Origin of the sequence: Spirosoma endbachense, from assembly GCF_010233585.1 — a bacterium.
In the GTDB taxonomy this organism is placed as follows: domain Bacteria; phylum Bacteroidota; class Bacteroidia; order Cytophagales; family Spirosomataceae; genus Spirosoma; species Spirosoma endbachense.
The window spans coordinates 2691934-2714640 of sequence record NZ_CP045997.1 but is presented as its reverse complement, the minus strand read 5'-3'; the positions used below and the strand labels follow the sequence as shown (position 1 = coordinate 2714640).

18 protein-coding genes are annotated in these 22707 nt (G+C 48.2%); 7 read left to right on the top strand and 11 right to left on the bottom strand.

From position 1 onward, the window contains the following. The first annotated feature begins 90 nt into the window (after positions 1–90). Both GJR95_RS41830 and GJR95_RS10730 read left to right on the top strand, forming a co-directional pair. On the top strand, positions 91–525 hold the full coding sequence (locus GJR95_RS41830; protein WP_198424833.1) for a hypothetical protein: 435 nt from the start codon (positions 91–93) through the stop codon (positions 523–525). 66 nt (positions 526–591) lie between these two features. Continuing rightward, positions 592–912 carry a hypothetical protein gene (locus GJR95_RS10730; protein WP_162383925.1) on the top strand — a complete coding sequence of 107 codons (321 nt, stop codon included), beginning with the start codon at positions 592–594 and terminating at the stop codon, positions 910–912. Positions 913–982: 70 nt separating this feature from the next. On the opposite strand, the gene GJR95_RS10725 is transcribed toward GJR95_RS10730, so the two are convergent. After that, a complete protein-coding gene (locus GJR95_RS10725) occupies positions 983–1402 on the bottom strand; it encodes a gamma-glutamylcyclotransferase family protein (RefSeq protein WP_162385863.1) in 420 nt (139 codons plus the stop codon). An 81-nt stretch (positions 1403–1483) separates the two neighbouring features. On the opposite strand from GJR95_RS10725, the gene GJR95_RS10720 reads away from it, so the two are divergent. Both GJR95_RS10720 and typA read left to right on the top strand, forming a co-directional pair. After that, complete coding sequence (locus tag GJR95_RS10720) at positions 1484–1690, top strand: hypothetical protein (protein WP_162385862.1); 207 nt, start codon at positions 1484–1486, stop codon at positions 1688–1690. 218 nt (positions 1691–1908) lie between these two features. After that, positions 1909–3723, top strand: a complete 1815-nt coding sequence (gene typA / locus GJR95_RS10715; RefSeq protein WP_162385861.1) for a translational GTPase TypA — start codon at positions 1909–1911, stop codon at positions 3721–3723. 75 nt (positions 3724–3798) lie between these two features. Here the strand turns inward: typA and GJR95_RS10710 are convergent, their stop codons facing one another. From GJR95_RS10710 to GJR95_RS10670, 9 genes are all read right to left on the bottom strand, one after another. Then, positions 3799–4185, bottom strand: a complete 387-nt coding sequence (locus tag GJR95_RS10710) for a hypothetical protein (RefSeq protein WP_162385860.1) — start codon at positions 4183–4185, stop codon at positions 3799–3801. A 273-nt stretch (positions 4186–4458) separates the two neighbouring features. Then, on the bottom strand, positions 4459–5037 hold the full coding sequence (locus GJR95_RS10705; RefSeq protein ID WP_162385859.1) for a hypothetical protein: 579 nt from the start codon (positions 5035–5037) through the stop codon (positions 4459–4461). 16 nt (positions 5038–5053) lie between these two features. After that, complete coding sequence (locus GJR95_RS10700; RefSeq protein ID WP_162385858.1) at positions 5054–6328, bottom strand: LVIVD repeat-containing protein; 1275 nt, start codon at positions 6326–6328, stop codon at positions 5054–5056. A 200-nt stretch (positions 6329–6528) separates the two neighbouring features. Then, a complete protein-coding gene (locus tag GJR95_RS10695) occupies positions 6529–6948 on the bottom strand; it encodes a lipocalin-like domain-containing protein (protein ID WP_162385857.1) in 420 nt (139 codons plus the stop codon). After that, positions 6945–7394, bottom strand: coding sequence for an META domain-containing protein (locus GJR95_RS10690; protein WP_162385856.1), 450 nt, complete (start codon positions 7392–7394; stop codon positions 6945–6947). Before GJR95_RS10690 ends, GJR95_RS10695 begins: the two co-directional genes overlap by 4 nt. Beyond that, the gene (locus GJR95_RS10685; RefSeq protein ID WP_162385855.1) at positions 7391–8632 is read right to left on the bottom strand and encodes a serpin family protein; all 1242 of its coding nucleotides are present in this window, start codon (positions 8630–8632) and stop codon (positions 7391–7393) included. The genes GJR95_RS10690 and GJR95_RS10685 overlap by 4 nt, the downstream gene beginning before the upstream one ends. Before the next feature lie 71 nt (positions 8633–8703). Continuing rightward, a complete protein-coding gene (locus GJR95_RS10680; protein ID WP_162385854.1) occupies positions 8704–9174 on the bottom strand; it encodes a hypothetical protein in 471 nt (156 codons plus the stop codon). A gap of 11 nt (positions 9175–9185) precedes the next feature. After that, entirely contained in the window at positions 9186–10808 is a 1623-nt protein-coding gene (locus GJR95_RS10675; protein ID WP_162385853.1) for a hypothetical protein, read from the bottom strand. Further along, on the bottom strand, positions 10808–11359 hold the full coding sequence (locus GJR95_RS10670) for an RNA polymerase sigma factor (protein ID WP_162385852.1): 552 nt from the start codon (positions 11357–11359) through the stop codon (positions 10808–10810). The genes GJR95_RS10675 and GJR95_RS10670 overlap by 1 nt, the downstream gene beginning before the upstream one ends. Before the next feature lie 164 nt (positions 11360–11523). Between GJR95_RS10670 and GJR95_RS10665 the strand changes: the two genes are divergently transcribed. Both GJR95_RS10665 and GJR95_RS10660 read left to right on the top strand, forming a co-directional pair. Next, positions 11524–12381 (top strand): sugar phosphate isomerase/epimerase family protein, encoded by an 858-nt coding sequence (locus GJR95_RS10665; RefSeq protein ID WP_162385851.1) that lies wholly within the window; start codon positions 11524–11526, stop codon positions 12379–12381. A gap of 12 nt (positions 12382–12393) precedes the next feature. Further along, positions 12394–15486 carry a PVC-type heme-binding CxxCH protein gene (locus tag GJR95_RS10660; protein ID WP_162385850.1) on the top strand — a complete coding sequence of 1031 codons (3093 nt, stop codon included), beginning with the start codon at positions 12394–12396 and terminating at the stop codon, positions 15484–15486. Positions 15487–15536: 50 nt separating this feature from the next. On the opposite strand, the gene GJR95_RS10655 is transcribed toward GJR95_RS10660, so the two are convergent. Beyond that, positions 15537–16118 carry a peptidylprolyl isomerase gene (locus GJR95_RS10655; protein ID WP_162385849.1) on the bottom strand — a complete coding sequence of 194 codons (582 nt, stop codon included), beginning with the start codon at positions 16116–16118 and terminating at the stop codon, positions 15537–15539. Between the two features lie 161 nt (positions 16119–16279). Between GJR95_RS10655 and GJR95_RS10650 the strand changes: the two genes are divergently transcribed. After that, positions 16280–22705 (top strand): alpha-2-macroglobulin family protein, encoded by a 6426-nt coding sequence (locus GJR95_RS10650; protein ID WP_162385848.1) that lies wholly within the window; start codon positions 16280–16282, stop codon positions 22703–22705. Positions 22706–22707: the final 2 nt, after the last annotated feature.

Genomic DNA, 22707 nt, shown 5'->3' with positions numbered 1-22707 from the left:
AAAACTTTAACCACAATATCTTCGTTTTAATTAAACGCAATGGGTGTAGGCCTGTCTAACTTACAAATCGGGTGAAAGCCCACCATGGCGATGAAAACGACAAAATGGAGTGCATTGGTAGCTGGTCTTTTGTTGGGAGTAGCTACTGTTAGTTTCGGTCAGGGATATGGGCCTGGATACGGTCAAACATATCCGAATAATGGCTATAATCCGAACTACCCGAATGGGTACGGTAATGGATATGGTCAGAATTACCCGAATCCGAATTACCCAAATGGCTATGGTCAGAACTACCCGAATGGAAATGGCTATAACCCGAATTACCCAAATCCATATGGTCAATATGACCAGTATGGTCGGCCTTATCCGCCAGTGCAGCCTCCGGTCGTGCTTGTTCCGCCACGGGTTGTGCTTGCTCCCCCGGTCGTTGTAGCACCACCAATCGTTGTCCGGCCCTATGCAAATTATGGGTATGGTTATGGACACCGAGCCTGGCGTGGTGGTTACGGTAGACGACGTTGGTAAACGGAGTCGACCTCAAACCAAACGGTTAATAGATGGTTCAATAAAAATAAACAGTGAACAGAAATCATGAAAACTATAAAATTAATGCCTATCCTAATGGCTGGTTTACTGGTTGTTCTGATGGCAAGCTGTGGTCCCGCTTATGTAAATACAGGAGTTGGCTATGGCCCTCGTCCTAATTACGGCTATGGCTATGGTTATAGCCCTTATGGTTATGGATACCGCCCCTATGGCTACTATCGCCCACCAGTGGTAGTAAGGCCACCGGTAGTAGTGCGCCCGCGTTATTCAGGACCGCGTTACTACAATAGCCCAAACGCCCGTCAGGGCTATGGAAATAATGGTGGTGGTTATCGGGGCGGAGGACGCGCCAGAGGTCCGAGGTAATCGCCATTAACCAGCAATAAAAAATCCCGGTACTGTCGAGTATCGGGATTTTTTATTTTTCTATCGAATCTTACCTTGACTGGTTTAAATAGTGGCTGTAATCACCTGATTCAATGAGTGTTTTATCTTCTGACGGGTGATTATAAAGGTATACCCAACAATCGATAAGGGTGCCTTTACAACGAACGGGAACAATCGCCCGAATATATTCGGTTGGTGACTCAAATTCTGATCCAACTCCTTCATAATAGTCCAGATAAGTGAGCACTGTTTCGCTGTTTTTACGGATATCATACACGGTTCCCCGTACTGTTGCTGAGCTGGTTCGGTCATAAACAGCACCCGGATAACTTCCCAGATCGAGAAGCTGACCCGGAAACCAGCCGTCGCCCATATAGTGGGCGCGTTGACGAAGATATTGGGAAAATGCGTTGTCAAAAGTTGGTCGCAGCGTACCATACACGAACAGAAAAGTAGACGTATCGCTCATAATAAGCTAAATAATAGATTTTTAGCCATATTTGCGACTAAGAGCACCAAATTTGCGTTATGGACAAAACAGGTTGAGGCTATGAAAAAGACGAAAATACTTTTACTGACCGCCGTGTCACTGATATTGCTTGAGGTGCCTATCGAAACAATGGCTGCTGCCAGTAAGAATACCACCGAAACAACAGCCATTGGGCGTAAGCGTAAAGGGTATAAACCCAAACGTGGAGGCCTGTTTAACACCGGATTATTTCGAAAGAAAAACCCCTGTGGTTGCCCGAATCATTAAGCAATTGTTAAGAAATAGGATTTATATTATAGTTAGGCCCTCCCTTGGGCCTTTTTTCGTTTTATTAGTTGTAAAATTCTGTGTTTCAGCGTAAAATTTTGTATCTTTGCGGCAAAATTAACTGTCTGGACTGTGATTCGTGTGATTGTTATGATTACGCTGATCTGGATCGATCATAGTTCATCAGGATAATCAGAAGACTATCAGTTCAGGACTGTATGCAAGCAATACGCAACATAGCAATCATCGCCCACGTCGACCACGGTAAAACTACCCTGGTTGATAAAATTATTCATGCGTCTAAGCTCTTTCGGGATAATCAGGAATTTGGCGACCTGATCTTAGACAATAACGACCTGGAACGGGAACGGGGTATTACCATCGTTTCTAAAAACGTATCGGTTCGCTACAAAGACGTTAAAATCAACATTATCGACACACCGGGCCACAGTGACTTCGGCGGTGAAGTTGAGCGCGTTCTTAAAATGGCCGATGGCGTTTGTCTGTTGGTGGATGCCTTTGAAGGTGCCATGCCGCAAACACGCTTTGTGTTAGGTAAAGCGCTCTCATTAGGGCTGAAACCCATCGTCATTATCAACAAAGTTGATAAAGAAAACTGCCGCCCCGACGAAGTACACGAACAGGTATTCGATCTGATGTTTAACCTGGGTGCCACCGAAGATCAGCTCGACTTCCCAACTGTTTACGGTTCGTCGAAACAGGGATGGATGGGGCCGGATTGGAAAACACCAACCGATAACATCACGTATCTGCTCGATACGATTGTTGAACACATTCCGTCGGCTCCGATCAGAGAAGGTCTGCCACAGATGCAGATTACTTCGCTCGATTATTCGGCTTTCGTTGGTCGGATTGCTATTGGCCGCGTACACCGCGGAACGCTGAAAGAAGGTGCCAATATGGCCCTTGTAAAGTCAGATGGATCGATCAAGAAAGTTAAAATAAAGGAATTACACACCTTCGAAGGGTTGGGTAAACTCAAAGTATCGGAGGTTCAGTGTGGTGATATCTGTGCGGTTACGGGTATTGAAGAGTTCGAAATCGGAGATACACTGACTGATGCTGAGACGCCAGAGGCACTTGATCGGATTTCGGTGGATGAGCCGACCATGAACATGCTGTTCACGATCAATAACTCGCCATTCTTCGGTAGAGAAGGAAAGTTTGTGACCTCCCGTCACCTGCGCGACCGGCTTTACAAAGAAATCGAGAAAAACCTGGCTCTGCGCGTCGAAGCAACTGATAGTGAAGACCGGTTCCTGGTATATGGTCGTGGTATTCTTCACTTGTCGGTATTGATCGAAACCATGCGTCGTGAAGGATACGAATTGCAGGTTGGTCAGCCACAGGTTCTTTACAAGGAAGATGAGAATGGCCACAAACTGGAACCCGTTGAGATCCTTGTTGTCGATGTACCGGAAGAGACTGCTGGTAAAGTAATCGAACTGGCTACGCAACGGAAAGGTGAACTGCTGATTATGGAACCGAAAGGCGATTTGCAACACCTGGAGTTTGAAATTCCGTCGCGTGGGTTGATCGGTCTGCGCTCGAACGTGCTGACTTCTACATTTGGTGAAGCTGTCATGAGCCACCGTTTCAAAGAATATCAGCCCTATAAAGGTGCAATTCCGGAGCGGATAAACGGTTCGCTGATTTCAATGACCAGCGGTGTAGCTACGGCTTACTCCATTGATAAACTTCAGGATCGGGGCTCTTTCTTTGTTGAACCCGGCGACGAAATTTATACGGGTCAGGTAATTGGCGAGCACAATCGCCAGAACGATATCGTTGTAAACGTGCAAACGGCAAAGCAATTGACCAACATGCGGGCCTCTGGTTCGGATAATAACGTTAAGATTGCACCGAAAATCTCGTTTTCTCTCGAAGAATCAATGGAATACATCCAGAAGGATGAATACCTGGAAGTAACGCCAAAGGCGATGCGAATCCGTAAAATCTACCTGGATGAGAACGAGCGCAAACGCAATCAAAATAAGTTCGCGATGGCATAGCCTGCGCTGAACTAACCTGATACTAAAAAAGCCTCTCAGAATATTCTGAGAGGCTTTTTTAGTATTGGTTATTACCTAAAGAGGTTGCACTAATCGAAAGGCAACAGTCTGTTTGATGTTATCTGGAACAACTTTGGGTGTCGTAGCATAACCAGAATTCGATAAGGCGGCTTGTGCGGTAACATATGCGGTCTGTCGGTGAGTGTGGCGATAACCTGCTACAAAGAGCGTTATCCCAACTACAATCATGGCCATTTTTCTCATAACGTTTTTTATAGCACTCAAAAGTTGAATTTCACTTGTAAACACCGTCGGTTCTAACACCACTGCCTCACTGGCCCTAGAATCTGGAAACTGCCCACCAAAGCCACGTGATAAGCCGCCTGTTGCCTGTTGGTTAGGTTCAGTGGGAAGAACGTCCCAATTTTCCTGCTGATGAGAATGCCAGTATACAGACTCCATAGTTCTTCTCTTTAGTTCGTTAGCTTATCGTTTGATTGCGAACACCCGTCAAGGTTTAAGACAATAAAACATATTGAACCGTTGTAACCACTTGAAAATATTTTCCTGAAGCAGAATTGCTCTGGAAAAATAGATCCTGTTCCACTAATAGCCCCTATAAATCAGCGCAATTGAAGTCAGAGACCGGAACCTATAACACAGCAGATCCACGAATTGTTAAGACACCTGTGTTAACGGTATATAGTGAGACGCAAAATAGTCATTTGGTCATCCTTAAAAGCTAATTCCTAATCGAACGGTCATTCGATTATAGACCCGCGTTTCATGTTTGGCGAGTTCATTCCAGAATAGTGGTTTATCTGCCTCTGCTTCCTGACGTTTATAGCTTAGTGACATAATGAAATTGGCGCTGGTTGGCTTTCCAACCCGGAAGCCAATACCCGGCGAAATCACCCAGCCACCCGTTGTTTTATAGCCGGTAGGGTCTTCATTCAACCAGGTAAACCCCCAACCTGTATCGAGGCTTGAGAACACCCGCAGATTTTTCTGTCCCGGCCGGGCAAGGTCATATCGGACACCGGCGCACACGGGCATGATCAATGCTGAATTATACCAGTCAACCCCGATCGTACTGCCAATTGCTAAGCGTGGCCGTAACTGAACACCGTTAAATGACTGAGCAGTGAGATTAACCCGCTTCGCTACTGATTCAGCGGCTTGTATGCCATATCGAACCTGCCCAAAAGAAGCGCCAAACTCCGTCATGTTCGTAAAAACGGGCTTGAATCGCTCGGGTTGCCCAGCGACTAGTGTAGGCACTAACCCCAACAGCATGAGTAGTATCTTTTTCATGGTAGCAAAAGGCGATTTAGTAAGGCCGGCTTACCGCAATTTTGCTGATCTGCCGCAACTGGGCCGGATTCGTATAATCGAACTGGTAGAGTCCGTCGCGACCGATCATGAGCAGTGTTTTGTCAAGCGGAATCACATCGTAGGCATTCATGCCGGTCAGATGCTCCCGTTGTTTGATATCCAGAGCCGATTGCGCATCGAACGTTTTTAAGCCGTGCACACCTTCGCAGATAAAAAGATTGGGAAAATCAATGCCTATGCCGTGTGGATTCTGCATCGGATAACTTTTAAGCAACCGTGGATTCGTCAGACTGGTTATATCGACAACGTCTAATTGATTGGTAAAACCGCCACATTGCGTCCCATCGCGGAGGGTCACGTAGGCAATGTTATCATGAACCACAACCGGGTCGCATACCCTGGCGTGCTGAAACGTAGATAAATGGACGGGATTGGCCGGGTTCGCATTGTCATAAATATGCATGCCTGTCTGTGAGCCGATAAACAATTTATCCTTGTAGGGGAAAATAGTTTCTATGCCCCAGCCCATAGAAATGCGACTACGAGGTGTTGGTTTAGCCGCATTCTGAATGTTGAACAGTTGCATATCTGACTGACTTACCGTATACAGAAAATTGTCGTAGAGGGCAAATCGGGCCATTGATCCGGCTGTCCCATTGGTATTTGGCGCCGATGGGCTTTTTGATGAACTATTGAGCGCATCAAAGACAAAACAGTTTGGACAGTTGTTCGCCCACTGCCCTACGGCATCGCAATCGGTTTTAACGGTTTCTGTTACGTATTCGACCCGTTGGTCGCTTAACATAACGGTTTGTGGATTGACACTCCACGAACCACCCTCAAACTGGCCGCTGGAGAAAATAGACTCTACACGACTCACCTCCTGGGGGTGGGTTGGATCGCTGATATCAAAGGCTACCAGATCCATGTAGCTATCGGCGTAGAGGATATTGTTTCGGACAGCCATATCGCCATTCCCCGGAATGCGCAAAAATGCTACCGGCTGTGGCGATGCAGGATTTCTGTTATCAATGAGATGAATTCCTTCTTTGATCTCGTTGATGAACAGATAGCCGTCTTTGGTATAAATCTTGCCGGGGTTCTGTAACGTTCGGGCGCCTTCGACACGGACACCCTCGCGAACCTGGCGCAGGGTAAGCGTAACGGGTATAAAGCGTTTAAATGTGCGGGTTTCTTCGCATTTGTCCGTGCAACCTGTTAACGCAAAAATAGATAGTACGAACAGGAAAAGTAAACGATTCGCTTTCATAGGCTTAAGGAGTTGAGGTTTTAATTGCAAGACCCTCAACGTATTGAAAGCGTTGGCGCGGTCTACAAATAAAATTACCCGGCTGTCCTGATTACGGCCGGGTAATATTGATCTTACACAAAAAGTTAGCAATACTTAGTCAAGATTTGCCAGTTAGAAATTGCTATAAATCATGGATACTATCGGCTACTGGCTACCGATTATCGACTGTATTCATACGTTGCTCCATCAGCAATGGCAACACCCCTTGGGCTGCGTTCTGACAGAAATAATTTGTTTTCCGATAGCCGAAACGATTGCTGCGTCGTATCGGTCTGATAATAAATTAAGCCGTCACTAATGCCACCATTCGGAAATGCATAGGTGTAAGCGCTGGTTTGAACAGGAATCCCATTTCTACTTTGCTTAAAGCTACCATTAACAAACGAAATCGTCTCGGTATAACCTGCTTCGGCTGGTGTGACTGTTTTCTGGGTCAGCCCATACGTTATTTTTGTAAGGTTCCAATCACCTTTTAATGGCGATTCTGGAAACACGCATCCACAGACAGGTTGCTCCGAACAACTGAATATCAGTGCTATAAGAACGAGCGAAGAAAAGGCAATTCGTAAGCGATTCATGGGGTCAGGACTTTTTTGTAGACTAAAACACCCGCTTTCGGCCCACCGTGGTAAAGACGGAGCTGGGTTTCGGTTGGTGACTCGAAACGGGCTACAGTCTTCAGCTTAGCGTAGTAGTCCTGCTCGAACTGCATCGCTGCGGGCGGACCAGCCTTTTCCGTACTTACTACTTCATTGATCTGCATTGTGCCGTCAATAGTGGCAAACATCCGTGCTGAATACTCATTGACCGATGATTTTCCGCTTGCTAAATAAGGTGTTATATCAATGGGCGGGTTTCTCGTATCATAAGCAAACTGCAACGTGATGGCGTAGGAAGAATCAGGTTCGATCAGCTTCCAGGTGCCAACCAAATTTGCCAATAATGGAGCAACTTCAGTCTCCCGTTTGCCACATCCAATGGTCATGACAAGAATGAGCAGGGAGATGATTAAGCCGTTTTTCATGAATTCGTTTTTGTTGGATCTGCAATTTTCCCAACAAATAACACAGTTCCTGAGGTTTTTTCATGAATAACAAACACAAATGGTCGATCACAGAGCTTAGGAATTGGCATTGACGTTGTAGAAATGCCTCCCGTTGTAACAGCAGCCGCTTCCGTACCTTTCTCATCAACAGCAACAAACGTGTTCTGCTTCACAAAGCTGAGCGTTAAGCCACCGTTTGCGTTCATTTTTGTAAAATCAGCATGATCGGTGAAGGCCGTAGGCATTCCCATACCACTCAGTACACTGTTTAATTTGACTTCATAGGTCAACGTAAACTTTGGTAGGCCAAAATCCAGCACGCCTGCCGCCATATCCTTCTGGAGTTGAGTCCAATCCGAGCCACTGAAATTTTGCAACAGATTATCAGCAGTACTGGATTCGGCCGGTAACAGAACCGTCATGGCGTATTTATCATCACCATAGGGCAGCTCGAACGCCGAATACGATTGTCGAAAAGCCTGGCGTATTGTGCTGTTGAGCCGCATCATGCGTACTGTTGTTTCACCACCCGAGGCCAGCTTGAAAGGCGCGTCGATGGTCTGTTCGGGCTTAAACTGGGTTTTCCAGTCACCCTTAAAATAAAGTGCATTCAGCAGAAACATGACATTATCAGGCTGAATCTGGTCGATTACTTTAGGAATTCGACCATTCGTTTTCTCGCTGGCCCAGGCATTGATTTTACCAACTGTGCTCGGATCATCAAAATTCTGCGCCGAAACCTCAGCCTTAAATTCCTGTTTCAATACATCCTGAAAAGACGTTGCTACCTGAAACGTATTTCTATACCAGACCGAATTGGCTAGTGAAACGGTTACTTTCGGATCGACAATGGGCAGATTTTCCATTAAATTCTGATACGTTTTATTGGCTTCTGCCAATGTCTGCGCATCCAGTTTCAAGGTTTTCTGAATCTCCTGAGCTGTCTGTCCATTCGCACCGTTCAAAATCATGCCGAGTGCGATATGAAGGCTTAGTGGAGAGATAAAAACGTTTTTAGCCTGTCCTTCCTGGGCATTTACCCGTTTCGCCAGATCGAAAGCAAACTGAGTAGTCTGATTTGCGAAAGGAGCTGATACGCGCAGATCGCCGGTTGGTGCATCAGGCGAAGGAGAAACAACGCTGTTCGTGCAACCAACGGCCGTTACTAAAACACCAGTTATAACAGCAGCCAAACTTGAAAAAAGGGTCGTTTTCATAAATGATTGGTTTAAGGGATGCGTTTTTGCCCTACAGTGGCCAGTTGTAAGGCAAAATCCGCCATGGATTATTAGTTACACTCTTTAAATGCATTTCGCTGGGCTCTTAAAGCCTCAACAAGCGGTTCAAAACCCGGAATGGTACTGTTATACTCAAACGTAACCCGGTGTTTCTGATCGCCAACCTGAAGCTCTATGTACTCGGCTCCCCCATCAGCGCAGTCGGGGCAACCAATTCGTTCGGGCTGTTTATTGAAGTTATCCACATTTGCCAGCGCTTTCAGCGCATTCCAGTCAGCCTGACTAATTGTAGTCTGACAGGTTTTGGCTGGGTTTTTTGGCACCCTGCTCGATTCTTTGCGCGTTAGTGTGACTGATGTGCCACTGAAATCATAATCAGATACGCAATAGCCCACACACATCCCGAATGACGTTCCGGTGTGAATCGTCAAGTCATCGGCTACCTGCTCCGTTTGCGGAGAAATGCTCGTACAACCGCCGAGTACCGCAAAGAGCACTATATTGATGATGCGAAGTTTCATAGTCGTATGCTTTAAAAATGATAATTAAGCCCAAAACTCATTCCTGCCGAAGTTGGAGAGCTCTGCACCTGTGACTGTGGTCGGGTACTTTCTCCTAACGTGGGCTGATACATACCGGCCAGCGATGCCGACCAGCGACCTGATGGCCGGTATCGGAACCGGGCTCCCATGGATGCAGCCCAGGATACTGGTCGATAAACGCCATCTTTCCCGGTTATAACAAGATCATCGCCAATCGTGTTGCGCACAAAAATATTGGTTAACAAACCGCCCAGTAGTGCCATGCTCAGGCGTTTGTGTGGGCGTAACTGATAACCCAACTGGATCGGTAGCTGAACAAATTCAAAATTGTTCGCCAACTCTTGCTGGTATGGGTTGCTATAATTCTGAAAACCGTTAGCAGCCGCCAGGTTGTCGTAATTGGCTTTGGGTACATTACTAACCGATGCACTGCTAAGCATTCCAATACTTACGCTATTTCGCACAGCGTTTGCATACAAATTACCTGCTGACGAAGCCCGATCGGTGGCAGTTGTTACTAAACTTATAGTCGATCCTCCGCCAGATTGACTTGGACTTTCAACGGTTGAATGACCGGATAGATAACCAATGCCCGACTCTAGCGACCAATGGTCAGATAGTTGAACACCGGCGCCTGCCTGATAGGCTACCGAGAAATTAGCCCGGTTGTTAATTGTAGGCTGACTGCTTTTGGAGGCATTTGAAAATGCGGCTGTTTGCGTCGAACGAAGCGAAACAGAAGGATTGAATGATCCCGGCATCATACTAACCGAAGCCCACACTTCCCGGGATTCACGCTTTGACTTGGTTTCTTCTGGCTCTAATGGCAGTTCGGCTGGCCGGAACCACACGATCCGTTGAATTCCCGATAATGACCGCAGCTTCATGGGTCGCAGGGCGAGTTTTTCGATTATCAGTCGCTGCGCCTGATCAGCCTCGCTGATACTCATGACACTTGCCGGAGCTGATGTTGTAAAAGCCACAGAAGCAGCCTCCTGCCCCGGTTGTTGAATGAGACCGCTCTTAATTCGGCCTGATCCCTTCGTAATAGCTCTGGAACTAAACCGTTGCTCCTGAGCTGGATTGTATGACCGATTCGGTCGATTGAAATGCTGAGCAACCAAGGGCTGATCAGCAGCGGGTTTTGTTATGGATGATGCTTTTTGTTGAATTGCCAGCGGATTGCTTGTACTTTCTGGATTATTCGCGCGCTTTTCTACAGCGGCAAGCGCTCTTGCTGGTTGATGAGTAGACGGCTTATTTACTGGTGAAGTGGCCAGGTGATCAGGAGCCGTTTGCGGTTGTTCCTGCTGAATAGACCGTTGTGTCCGGGCAATTGGTTGGTTCACCGGTTGGGTACCTGTCAGCCACCAGCCAACTAAAAGTACAGCCACCGCAGCCGCAACACCAAGTCCCCAGGTAAATGGTTTTGACGAAAGTAAACTCCCCCCCCAGAGTGGTAAAATCCGGGAGTCTTCTGATTCATCTAACCGACGTTCGATGGCGTTCCACACACGGGGTGGTGGTGATTCGGAGGCTTCGTCGAAAGCCTTTCGCCAAAAATCGTCCGGTATGTTTTTATCTAATTCATCCATCTCATTAGTATTAGTCACTAGGGTCGACCCAATGCAGGATGCCCATCTGATTGTAGTTTCTGTTGTAAGAGACCCCGAGCGCGGGCATATTGCGATTTCGACGTTCCTTCAGCAATGTCGAGCATTTCAGCAATTTCGGGGTGGTTATAGCCTTCAATAGCATATAAGTTAAACACCGTTCGGCAACCGGGCGGCAGCTCCTGAATGAGTTGTAGCAAATACTGGTAATTCAGGGATGGCAAACTTTCATCGGCCTGAGGAAGTACCGGAGCCAGGTCCTGCACATCAGCGGTATTTTCCCAGGGCTTTAACTTTCTTAGTTGCTTGAGGGCAGTATTAATAACTATACGTTTCAACCATGCTTCCAGCGGACATTCGAATCGGAATGAATCAATGTATCGGTAAATCTTTACAAACGAATCCTGCAAAACATCTTCTGCTTCGTCGGGATCACGGATATACCGTTTGCAAACGACAAAGAGCTTCCCCGCGAATCGCTCATAAAGCTGTCGCTGCACAATCCGGTCCTGTCGTCGGCATCCTTCGACTAATGCGTATTCATCCTGCATATCCTGTTGACAAACCTAATGACCTCCCTCTCAATGAAACAGTTGGAATGAGAGAAAAATTTTTCCAGAATTTGAGAAAAATGACAGTAAAAACTAAAATAGGATAATTTTTACCGGATAAGTTAATAAACGTATCTTTGAAAAATCCTTACTATTGAGCTACTATGAATCGTCGCAACGCCATCCGATACTCGTTGGGTGCCGGTTTAGTGGGGCTTTCTTCCCCGTCCTGGCCAACGGAAGCTCCCCAAAAGAGCCGTTTCAGAATTGGTGCCTGCGACTGGTCGATTGGTCCGGCGGGTGATTCAAATTCATTTGCGATGGCCAAAAAAATTGGTCTTGATGGCGTTCAGGTTAGCTTAAACACAAAGGCTGATTATGAACATCTTCGTCGCCCCGATGTCCTGCAAGCACATAAGGAAGCCGCTCATCAGGCAGGAGTAGACTTCAGTGGTCTGGCCATTGGTTTACTCAACGAAATTCCGTACAAGTCAGATCCCCGAACCGAAGCCTGGGTGCAGGATAGCATTGATGTTGCCAAATCGTTAGGGGTAAAAAATATTCTGCTGGCGTTTTTCTCGAATAATGACTTGAAAAACGATTCGAAAGGCACAAAAGTTGTTATTGAGCGATTGAAAGCCGTTGCGCCAAAAGCCGAAAAAGCAGGTATTGTGCTGGGTATTGAGTCGTGGTTATCGGCTCCGGAGCACCTGGCCATTCTGGAGGCTGTGGATTCTCCGGCCGTAAAAGTCTACTACGACGTTTGTAATTCGTCGGTGATGGGCTACGATATTTTTAAAGAGATTCGGGATCTTGGAAAAGACCAGATCTGCGAATTTCATTTGAAAGAAAATGGCTTTCTGCTCGGCAAAGGTAAAGTAGACCTGATGAAAGTCAGACAAGCGCTGGACGACATTGGTTACTCGGGCTGGCTTCAACTGGAAGGTGCAGTGCCGCCGGGAAAACCGATGCTGGAAAGTTATATCGAAAATAATAAGACTGTGCGATCGCTGTTTGTGTAGAGAGTAACCGTTATGAGAACAACCTTTTCCTTTTCGGCTGGCCCACTTTTCCTGGCAACAGCTTGTTTGCTTTATCTGGCTGGTCAATTAATTCGGCAGCCAAACTCCACTGGAGCATCTTCGCCCGAGAGCGAACCAATCCGGCAACGTAGTATTGTCGTCGGTGCCGATTCGAACACATTGTATGTACCCGATGACCTGGAAGCCACCTTGTGGGCTGAGGCTCCGATGTTCTATAATCCGACCAATATGGATATTGATGCCAGAGGTCGGGTTTGGATTACGGAGGCCGTGAATTACCGAAAATTCAATAATAAGCCGGAAAAAAGGCTCGATCACCCTGAAGGTGAGCGTGTCATGATTCTGGAAGATACCAATGGTGATGGAAAAGCGGATGCCAGTAAGGTGTTCGTGCAGGACCCGGATCTGGTATCACCACTTGGTATTGCTATTATTGGTAATAAGGTTATCGTATCGTGCTCGCCGAATGTAGTGGTTTATACCGACGAAAACGGAGACGACAAGCCCGATCGGAAAGAAGTGTTGCTGACCGGATTTGGTGGTTTAGATCACGACCACTCACTTCATGCCGTGGTAGCGGGCCCCGATGGCAAGTATTATTTCAATACGGGAAATGCTGGGCCGCACGTGGTAACTGATAAAGACGGATGGACACTTCGATCCGGTAGTTTATACGTCGGAGGAACGCCCTATAATAAGATCAACCATGGTAATCAGGTCAGTGATGATGGCCGCGTTTGGACGGGTGGTATGGCCCTACGCGTCGATCCCGACGGCTCGGGCCTGAAAGTTATGGCGCACAACTTCCGGAATAACTACGAAACGGCGCTCGACTCGTATGGCAACATGTGGCAGAACGATAACGACGATCAGGTGGTTGCCTGCCGCACAAGCTGGCTTATGGAAGGGGCTAATGCGGGCTATTTCAGCAGTGATGGCACTCGCTATTGGCAGGCTGACCAGCGCCCCGGCCAAACGATCCCAACGGCTCACTGGCATCAGGAAGATCCCGGTGTCATGCCTGCGGGCGACATTAGCGGAGCCGGATCACCAACCGGCGTGGTTGTGTATGAAGGCGACGAACTTGGTGCCCAATACCGGGGTATGCTGCTGAGCGCTGAAGCTGGCCGAAATGTTATTTTTGGCTATAAGCCTGAACCGTGGGGAGCCGGTTTCCGGCTGCCGCGCACAGACTTTATCAGTACATTTCCCAAAGTCGACGATAATTACAAGTGGAATGATGTTGAGAAAGATACACGCAAATGGTTCCGGCCAAGCGACGTGTCTGTTGGGCCTGATGGAGCCATCTACATTGCCGATTGGTATGATCCCATTGTGGGGGGGCACCAGATGCAGGATTCTAAAGGCTACGGGCGTATTTACCGGATTACGCCCAGAGGAAAAAATCTCAAAGTCCCTAAAATCGACCTTAAATCAACACAGGGGCAAATTGCTGCCTTGCTCAGTCCTGCCGTTAATGTTCGAATGCTGGGTTTTGAGGCACTTCAGGAACAGGGCGACAAAGTCGTCGAGCCAGTAATGGCCCTGTTGTCGTCGCCCAATCCGTACCATCGGGCGCGGGCAATTTTCTTACTGGCTCATCTTGGCTCTGAGGGCCAATTTGAAGTTGAGCGGCTGCTAAAAGCTATTGATGCGCCCGTACGGCTGATAGCCTTGCGGGCCTTACGGAGCATTACCCCGGAAAATTCGAAGAGCAATCCGGCGCTAACGGCATCGCAACGGGCTCTCCTACCCCTGCTCGGAAACCTTTCCCGTGACCCAAGCGCGGCTGTTCGGCGTGAAGTAGCCATTGCGTTACGAGATGTTCCGTTCGCCGATTGTCGACTTATGTTGCTGAACCTGGTCAAAGGCTACGACGGGCAGGATCGCTGGTATCTGAATGCATTGGGGCAGGCTGCCGATGGAAAGGAGGAAGCCCTCATGGCCGATCTGCGGCAGACCATGCCTGAGAATCCGGTTGAGTGGGATCAGCGCACGGCTAATCTGGTTTGGGAACTACACCCCGCTTCGATGGTTTCATCGCTGAAAAAACGAGCCGAAACACCAACCCTCACCGCTGATGCGCGTCGTCAGGCCATAGTCGCATTGGGCTTTATCAAAAGCCTGCCAGCCGCCAAAGCAATGGTCGATTTAACGAAATCGGCGGATAAAGAGATCGCTGATCAGGCAAACTACTGGACTGGTTTCAGACGCGGAAACGATTGGGCTACGCTTCTAAACTGGGATGAAGTCATGCCCATAAAAATAGCGGCTGAGGAACAAAAGATGCTGGATAAACGGCAGCAACTACTCGATGAACATGTGACAGACGCCGAAAAGCGAAAACTCGCGATCGAAATGTCACGCGATGCCGAAGGCGCTAAAGTGCTGATTGGCCTGGCGGCCGATAATAAATTGTCGTATGATTTAATCAAAGTTGCCGGACCCGGTATTCGTACGAATAAAGATCAGACAGTTCGTACAATGGGTAAAGAATATTTCCCCTGGAAACAGCAATCACCAACGGCTTCTGCTACGGCCGCTGTCGTTACTCCTTCTACGCCAGTTGTTTCGAGCCAAAACGAACCAGCTAAAACAACGGTAAGTGAGCCAATCGCACTTAAAATAGCCAATTCGTCAGAACCAGATTCGCCGATTGCTAAAATAGCGATGCTAACAGGTGATGAACGGGCAGGCCGAACCGTCTTCAGAGCGAATTGTATCACCTGCCATCGGCACGGTCAGCAGGGAAATGATATCGGGCCTGACTTAACCCAGATTCACCAGAAATTTGATAAAAATGGGCTACTGGATGCCATTATTAATCCAAGTGCTGGTATCGCATTTGGTTATGAACCCTGGCTCATTACCACTAAAGGTGGGCAAACCTACTACGGTTTTCTGGTTAGCGATGGAGAGCAGTCCGTTGTCATAAAAGGTCTCAAGGGGCAGAAACATTCAATTCCAACGAATCAGGTTTTTTCGCGTCGGCAATACAAGACCAGTCTCATGCCTGACCCTACAGCCATGGGGCTGACTAACCAGCAATTAGCTGATTTGTCGGCGTTTCTGTTAAAGCAATAATAAGAAAAAAGGTGATTGGAAAACGGTTCTTCAATCACCTTTTTTCTTAATCACTTAACTACATAACCAAGCTTTGCCAACTCCGGAGCGGTGAGATTAATGACGTTGATATCCAGCTTGATCGGCGATAAGGGCGTATCGGTAGTATCGGTTTTTACCGCAACAATTGCATCGATCACCTCCATCCCTTTAAAGACCTGTCCGAATACGGTAAATTTATCATCGAGACGGTGTTCGCCTTTTTTGTTTTGTACGATGTAAAACTGACATCCTGCTGAAAGCATTTGCGGATTGTTGTCGCGGCCAGCGCCAACGGCTCCATATATGTGCCGAATCGCTGGCCTGAATTCTGGTTTCAATAAATAAGGGGAGTCGGCAAAGCCAGCCGGTGTATCCGGGCAGCCACCCTGTGCCACAAAATTTTTGATTACGCGGTTAAACGTTAGTGTGTCCCAATAATTCTGATTAGCAAGCTTCATGAAACTGGCCTTATGGTTGGGAGTTTCGTCATAAAGCCAGAAAAGCACCTCGCCCATGTTGGTTTTTATCTGCCCAATCGGGTAGGTTTTGGGGGGCTTTGATGGTGTCGCCAAAGAAATGATGTAGACGAGAAGAAGCAGGACGTTTGGCATAAGCACATAAAGTTAGTGTAGCGAGTTATACAGACTTTAAATATACCGAGGGAAAAGCAGGATATTAAACCCTCTCCCTCAAATCAGAATCATAGTGGCAAGCGTTGTGGAAAAACAACTGTACTTTCATCTATCCCAACGACCTACCTTCGCTGTAAGCTATGAATCCGATTATGACTTTATTTTTTGTTCTGCTGGCGCTGGCGGCTTCAGCCCAGAAAAACCAGAACACTCCGGCAAGTCAGCCTGATTATGCGCGTGACTGGAAACGGGCTGATTCGCTGGCAGCTAAAGGCTTGCCCAAATCAGCACTCGACATAGCAACCCGGATTTATAAGGAAGCTAAAGCAACCCGCAATTACCCGCAAGTGGCCAAAGCGGCCATGCACCGGATGATTTTCCGGAGTTATTCCGACGAAGATGCTTACGTGGAGCTTGTACGATCACTTCAGAGTGATATTCAGGATACACCCGAGCCATCAAAGTCGGTCCTGCAATCGGTGCTGGCCGACATCTATTGGCAGTATTTTCAGCAAAATCGCTACAAATTTTATGATCGCGCCACGACAGGACGGCCCACCAAAGGTTCAGGTAGTGCTGTTTCGGATAAGCCTGAAAAAACGACTGACTCCACCGCTGATTTCAGAACGTGGGATGCCCAACGGCTTGTTGGCGCGGTAACGACCGCTTATCTGGCTTCCGTTCGGGCAAAAGACCTACTACAAAAAACACCGCTTGCCGAGTTTGACGCGCTTCTGGAAAAAGGCGATGCTGATGCTCGTCCACTTCGGCCAACGCTTTACGACTTACTGGCGCATCGGGCTATCAGTTTCTTCCAGAATTCGGAACCTGATTTGTTGAAGCCTGTTTTCAAATTTGACCTTGATAAACCTGATTACCTGGCCGGACCAGATGTATTTGCGAAGCTGATTATTCAAAGTCAGGACTCATTGTCAGGGCGTTATCACGCACTGCTCTTATACCAGCAACTCGTAACTTTCCACTTGCCGGATAGTAACCCAGCCGCGCTGGCCGATGCTGATGCGTTACGATTGGCGTTCGTACACCAGCATAGTGTTGTGCCCAATAAGGATTCGTTATATAGTCAGGCGCTCGAAAAACAGGTTACACAGTATAAAAATCAACCTGCTGAAGCGATTTATGCGTATCAACTGGCGGAGTTTTTGGCAAATTTTGGCAGCCCTATCCGGCCACTGGACGATGAGGATGATTTAACAACTGAGTCCGTAGATCCTGGTCCTTCGCGTTGGAACAATAAACGGGCCGCCGATATCTGCCGGGATCTCGTCAGGCGGTTTCCTAAAACATTGGCTGGGCAGCAGACTTTTCAGTTGTTAAATCGGCTCCTTACTCCTTCGTATACCGTACAGGTAGAGCGGGTAAATGCGCCAGACCAGCCATTCAGAGCCTTGGTAAATTACCAGAATGTGAGCAAAATCACCTACCGGATTATTAAGCTGACGGTGTCCGAACTGGATACGTACCGCATTAATAATGGGGACGATGAGCAACGAAAAAAGTTTACTGCCTGGCTAAAACGTCCCGTTATCGCTGAAAAATCAGTGACGTTGCCCGATGATGGAGACCTCAATCGTCATTCTGTTGAAATGCCACTGAAAGGGTTGCCTGTTGGGCACTATTTACTGTTGGCGATAACCGATGATAAGTTTCAGGAGAAAGCAGAATCAGTTCAATATTCGACCTTTTCGGTCTCCCGACTTGGCTATCTGCTTCAGCCAATGAACAACGGTGAAGCATCGCAAAAGTTAATCGTAACGAATCGTTTGACAGGTGCTCCTTTACCGAACGTGTCTGTCGCCATAATTGAATCACCCAGAACGGCCTCTGGTAAGAAACAGGTTCGAACAGATACAAATGGGCAGGTTAGAATTTCAGTAAGTGAAATGCCGGCACAAACGGCATTCTCATACCTGATAGCGGAGGGTAATGACACGCTGCTTTCAGACCGGCAATATCATTATAGCTACAATAATCGCCAGAATGGCGAGCAGCCCCGTATCTATGGACACCTGTTCACCGATCGGGCCATCTACCGGCCAGGTCAGCTAATTTATGTGAAGGGACTGCTGTATGAAGGCCAGATGAATCAATATGCTGTCGTGATGAACCGGGACGTAAAGCTTGAATTGATCGATCATAATGGCGAACGGGTAACTCAACAGACGCTGAAAACGAACGAATTCGGCACGTTCAATACCAGTTTTACGGCACCCGTCGGCAAATTAACGGGCACAATGACCATTCAGACATCCTTTGGGGCCGCCAGCATTCGGGTTGAAGAATACAAACGACCAACATTTGAGGTCAAGGTTAAGCCGATCAAACAATCGTTTAAGCTCGAACAAACGGTTAGCCTGACCGCAGAAGCCAAAACATTTTCCGGGGCTGTTGTCGATGGGGCCGATGTTCGCTATCGAATTGTCCGGAAACTTCGGGAACGCTGGTATTGGTGGTATGATCACAGGGGCGGAGGTTCTCGCACTACAAATCAGGCCGAAATTGCCAATGGAGTGGCTCAAACGGATGCGAAAGGAAATGTTGTCATTGCCTTCACGGCGGTGCCCGATCGACAAAAGGCGCGTCAGGATAATCCCGTTTTTGAGTTTGAAGTAACGATCGACGTAACCGACCGCGCTGGCGAAACCCGAAGCACTACTCAAACGCTTCAGATTGGTTATTCGGCTTTACAGGCCGAATTAACGATTCCGGAGCAGGTGGAGAAAGATAAAGCTGCTGCTTTTCCAGTAAAAATCACGAATCAGTCGGGTGAGAAGGTATCCGCGAAAGGGCAACTCACGGTTTACAAACTCCAGGCACCAACGCGTCCTTTACGTAATCGGCTCTGGGCACGTCCCGATCGTCAGTTGCTGAGTCGGGAAGAGTTTGAACGACTCTTTCCAAATGACCTTTACGCCAATGAAAACGATCCCCGTTCGTGGCCTAAAGGCGAAGTTGTGCAGCAACAATCCATTACAACCCCGGCAGATTCACTAATCAAGCCCGATTTGAACCGCTATGCCGTCGGAGACTATGTGGCAGAACTGACAGTTAAGGATTCGGCGGGAGAGACAACGAAAGAGCGGGTATTTTTTGCAGTTGTAGACGATAAACAACCGATCGCATCCACACGTACGGATGGATGGGTACAGGTTCGCAAAGCTACTGTTGAACCCGGCGAGGAAGCGATCTTTCTCGTTGGTACGAGTCAACCCGGTTGGGTGTTGATGACTGTAGAAGAAAATCATGTCATCGTGAGGGAGGAATGGTTTAAAACCGATGGCCGTCCCCGGCGTATAAGTCTGCCTGTTACCGAAAAACAACGGGGTGGATTTGGGGTCTATTGTTCAATGGTACAAAATGGACGCCTGTATCAGAAATCACAGCCAATAACCGTTCCGTTCACCAACAAGCAACTCACCATCGAAACCCAGACGTTTCGGAATAAACTCAAACCAGGCCAACAGGAAGAGTGGATACTAACCATTGGTGGTCTTAACGGCGTGCCAGCTGAGATGGTAGCTACTCTTTACGATGCATCATTGGACGCGTTCGATGTGCTTAACTGGCCAACATCTGTTTATCATCCCTATTTCCCTACGTTTTATGGCTGGCAGTCGGGAAGTTTCAGCACCCAATCAAGTAGCTTCCTTATCGCTACTTACCATCCGCAGTCACCTGCTCCGGTTCGGCACTACGATCAGTTAGGATGGATGGGATACCAGTTTGCGCCCTATGGCAATCGACCATTCGTTCGCAATCCTGTTGGCCCCAATGGCTCGTCAGACGGTGCGATTCAGGTAACGGTTCGACGCTCTGGGAAGGCCATCAACGGCACAATAAAGCAAAAAAATGGGACGGCCGTAGAAGGTGCCAACATTTTGATTCGCGGTACGGTTAACGGAGCTATATCTGATAAAAAAGGGAACTTTGCACTAACTGCTGATTCAGAAACCGGTGAGATCACATTGGTTTTTTCGCAGATCGGTTATATAATCAATGAGGTGACAATCAAACAAAAAGCGATATCATTTCAATTGATGCCCGATGCCCGTGCGCTGAATGAAGTCGTTGTGGTGGGTTACGGAGCCCAGAAAAGAATGGAGGCAGCAGGGGGATCTATACGGGCTATGGCGGCTCCCGCAGCGGCCTCAATGGCCGATGGATTTGCTCCGGGGCAAGCTTTGGCAAAAGAAGCTGCTCCGGACGAAGCGCCTAAAAAGCAAACGGAGCTAATCAACCCCCGCAAAAATTTCAATGAAACAGCCTTCTTCATCCCTGAAATCAAAACGGATGCTCAGGGGAGGGTTGTTTTGAAATTTACGATGCCCGAAGCTCTTACACGCTGGCGTTTGCTGGCCTTTGCCCATACGAAAGACTTGAAAATAGGCACGCTGGAGCGTGAGATCGTAACGCAGAAAGAGCTGATGATTACGGCAAATGCCCCCCGCTTTCTGCGCGAAGGCGACACCATTCGCGTAACGGCCCGCATCAACAACCTGACCGACAAGGTCATGCCCGTGTTGGCGAACCTTAGCCTGTCAGATGCATTGACGGGTGAGCCCATCGATCAGAAACTGGTGCGCACAAGTCTGCAAACGTCAGCTACGGTAGCCGCCGGACAAGGACAAAGCGTCGGTTGGACGCTCGTTGTTCCGGCGGGTCTGGAAACCGTGACCTGCCGATTGACCGCCCGATCGGGTACGTTTACTGATGGCGAGGAATTCACTGTACCTATATTACCCAATCGGATGCTCGTAACGGATACGCAGCCATTTTGGGTAAATGGCCGGGAAACGAAAGAATTCAAGCTTAAAGGGCTGACAAACTTAAATCCTGAATTACCCGTCCAGCACGAACGGCTAACGGTTGAGGTAACGAGCAACCCAACGTGGTATGCCTTACAGTCGCTGCCGTATCTGATGGAATACCGTTACGAATGTGCCGAACAATTGTTCAGCCGTTTGTATGCCAATAGCCTGGCAGCTCATATTGTTGGTAGCAAACCAGCCTTTAAACAGGTCATCGCCGAATGGCAGAAAAATCCGCCTAAAAGCCCACTCCAATCGAATGAAGAACTAAGAGCCGTGGCCCTCGAAAATTCACCGTGGCTGGCCGACGCCCGGTCAGAAGCCGCGCGACAATCGCAATTGGGCCAATTACTCGATCAAAACCGGATGGCGGCTGAGCAGGAAAGGGCCTTTGAAAAACTACAGCAATTACAAACGTCCGGTGGAGGCTTCCGGTGGTTTGGTGGTATGGAGCCAAGTCTGTCTATGACTTTGCATGTTCTGAGCGGATTCGGGCATTTGCAGAAGCTGGGCGTTCGTTTTCCAGATGATATGCAGACTAGCCTGAGCGAGATGCAAACGAATGCCATTCGCTATGCTGATGCCGAAATGAAGCGTTGGGTTCAGGAGCAGAAGAAAGACAAAGCGGCCCCATTTCGGTATTTTTCGGCCATTCAATACCTATACGCCCGCAGTTTTTATCTCGACAAGCCAGTGGATAAAGACATGCTCACGTTTCTAAAACAGCGTGTGTCCGACGATTGGCTGAAGCAAAGCCTACAGGGTCAGGCACTCTCGGCAATGGCGCTGTATCGGTTTGGTGATAAAGTGACACCAGCCGCTATTTTACGATCACTGCTCGAACGGACGCGGCAATCGGAGGAGTTAGGTACCTATTGGCCCGATAATACCAGCGGGTTGTACTGGTATCAGACGCCTATCGAAACGCAGGCTTACCTGATCGAAGCGTTTGATGAGATCAAACAGGATCGCGCTGTTGTCGATAACATGAAGCGTTGGTTACTCCGTCAGAAACAGACGCAGTCATGGTCATCGACTAAAGCCACCACGGAGGCTATTTATGCATTGTTGCTCCGGGGCAGCGACTGGCTCGATACAAAGCCGAATACACAGGTAAGCCTTGGTGGACAATCCATCGAAAGTCGGGTAACAAAAACCGAGACCATCACCGGGTATCAGAAAGTGACATACGCTGCGTCTGAAATCAAACCGGAGATGGGCGTTATTCAAATCACCAAAAAAGCTGATGGTCCAGCCTGGGGTGCCTTGTATTGGCAGCATTTCGAACCGCTCGACCGGGTTATGCCCGGAAGTGCCGGGCTATCGGTTCAGAAGACCCTTTATGTTCAGCACGATTCTCCAAAAGGGCCTGTGATAGCGCAGGTAACCCCGCAAACAGCGCTCAAGCCCGGCGATCTGATCAAAGTTCGGTTAATTCTAAAGACTGATCGGGCGATGGAATACGTTCATCTGAAAGATGGCCGCGCATCGGGTTTTGAGCCCGTAGCCGCATTATCGGGCTATAAGTATCAGAATGGATTGGGCTATTATGAATCTCCCCGAGATGCCAGTACCGATTTTTTCATGAGTTACCTCCCCGTAGGAACGCATGTATTCGAGTACGATCTGCGGGTAGCGCAAACGGGTGACTTTTCGGCGGGTGTCGCTACGGTTCAGTGTTTCTATGCGCCGGAATTTGCGGCTCATTCCGCTGGCGAACGGGTGAAAGTGAAGTAACG

Coding starts and splice junctions, on each gene's coding strand:
- GJR95_RS41830 (WP_198424833.1), top strand. CDS start 91: ATGAAAACGACAAAATGGAGTGCATTGGTAGCTGGTCTTTTGTTGGGA.
- GJR95_RS10730 (WP_162383925.1), top strand. CDS start 592: ATGAAAACTATAAAATTAATGCCTATCCTAATGGCTGGTTTACTGGTT.
- GJR95_RS10725 (WP_162385863.1), bottom strand. CDS start 1,402: ATGAGCGATACGTCTACTTTTCTGTTCGTGTATGGTACGCTGCGACCA.
- GJR95_RS10720 (WP_162385862.1), top strand. CDS start 1,484: ATGAAAAAGACGAAAATACTTTTACTGACCGCCGTGTCACTGATATTG.
- typA (WP_162385861.1), top strand. CDS start 1,909: ATGCAAGCAATACGCAACATAGCAATCATCGCCCACGTCGACCACGGT.
- GJR95_RS10710 (WP_162385860.1), bottom strand. CDS start 4,185: ATGGAGTCTGTATACTGGCATTCTCATCAGCAGGAAAATTGGGACGTT.
- GJR95_RS10705 (WP_162385859.1), bottom strand. CDS start 5,037: ATGAAAAAGATACTACTCATGCTGTTGGGGTTAGTGCCTACACTAGTC.
- GJR95_RS10700 (WP_162385858.1), bottom strand. CDS start 6,328: ATGAAAGCGAATCGTTTACTTTTCCTGTTCGTACTATCTATTTTTGCG.
- GJR95_RS10695 (WP_162385857.1), bottom strand. CDS start 6,948: ATGAATCGCTTACGAATTGCCTTTTCTTCGCTCGTTCTTATAGCACTG.
- GJR95_RS10690 (WP_162385856.1), bottom strand. CDS start 7,394: ATGAAAAACGGCTTAATCATCTCCCTGCTCATTCTTGTCATGACCATT.
- GJR95_RS10685 (WP_162385855.1), bottom strand. CDS start 8,632: ATGAAAACGACCCTTTTTTCAAGTTTGGCTGCTGTTATAACTGGTGTT.
- GJR95_RS10680 (WP_162385854.1), bottom strand. CDS start 9,174: ATGAAACTTCGCATCATCAATATAGTGCTCTTTGCGGTACTCGGCGGT.
- GJR95_RS10670 (WP_162385852.1), bottom strand. CDS start 11,359: ATGCAGGATGAATACGCATTAGTCGAAGGATGCCGACGACAGGACCGG.
- GJR95_RS10665 (WP_162385851.1), top strand. CDS start 11,524: ATGAATCGTCGCAACGCCATCCGATACTCGTTGGGTGCCGGTTTAGTG.
- GJR95_RS10660 (WP_162385850.1), top strand. CDS start 12,394: ATGAGAACAACCTTTTCCTTTTCGGCTGGCCCACTTTTCCTGGCAACA.
- GJR95_RS10655 (WP_162385849.1), bottom strand. CDS start 16,118: ATGCCAAACGTCCTGCTTCTTCTCGTCTACATCATTTCTTTGGCGACA.
- GJR95_RS10650 (WP_162385848.1), top strand. CDS start 16,280: ATGAATCCGATTATGACTTTATTTTTTGTTCTGCTGGCGCTGGCGGCT.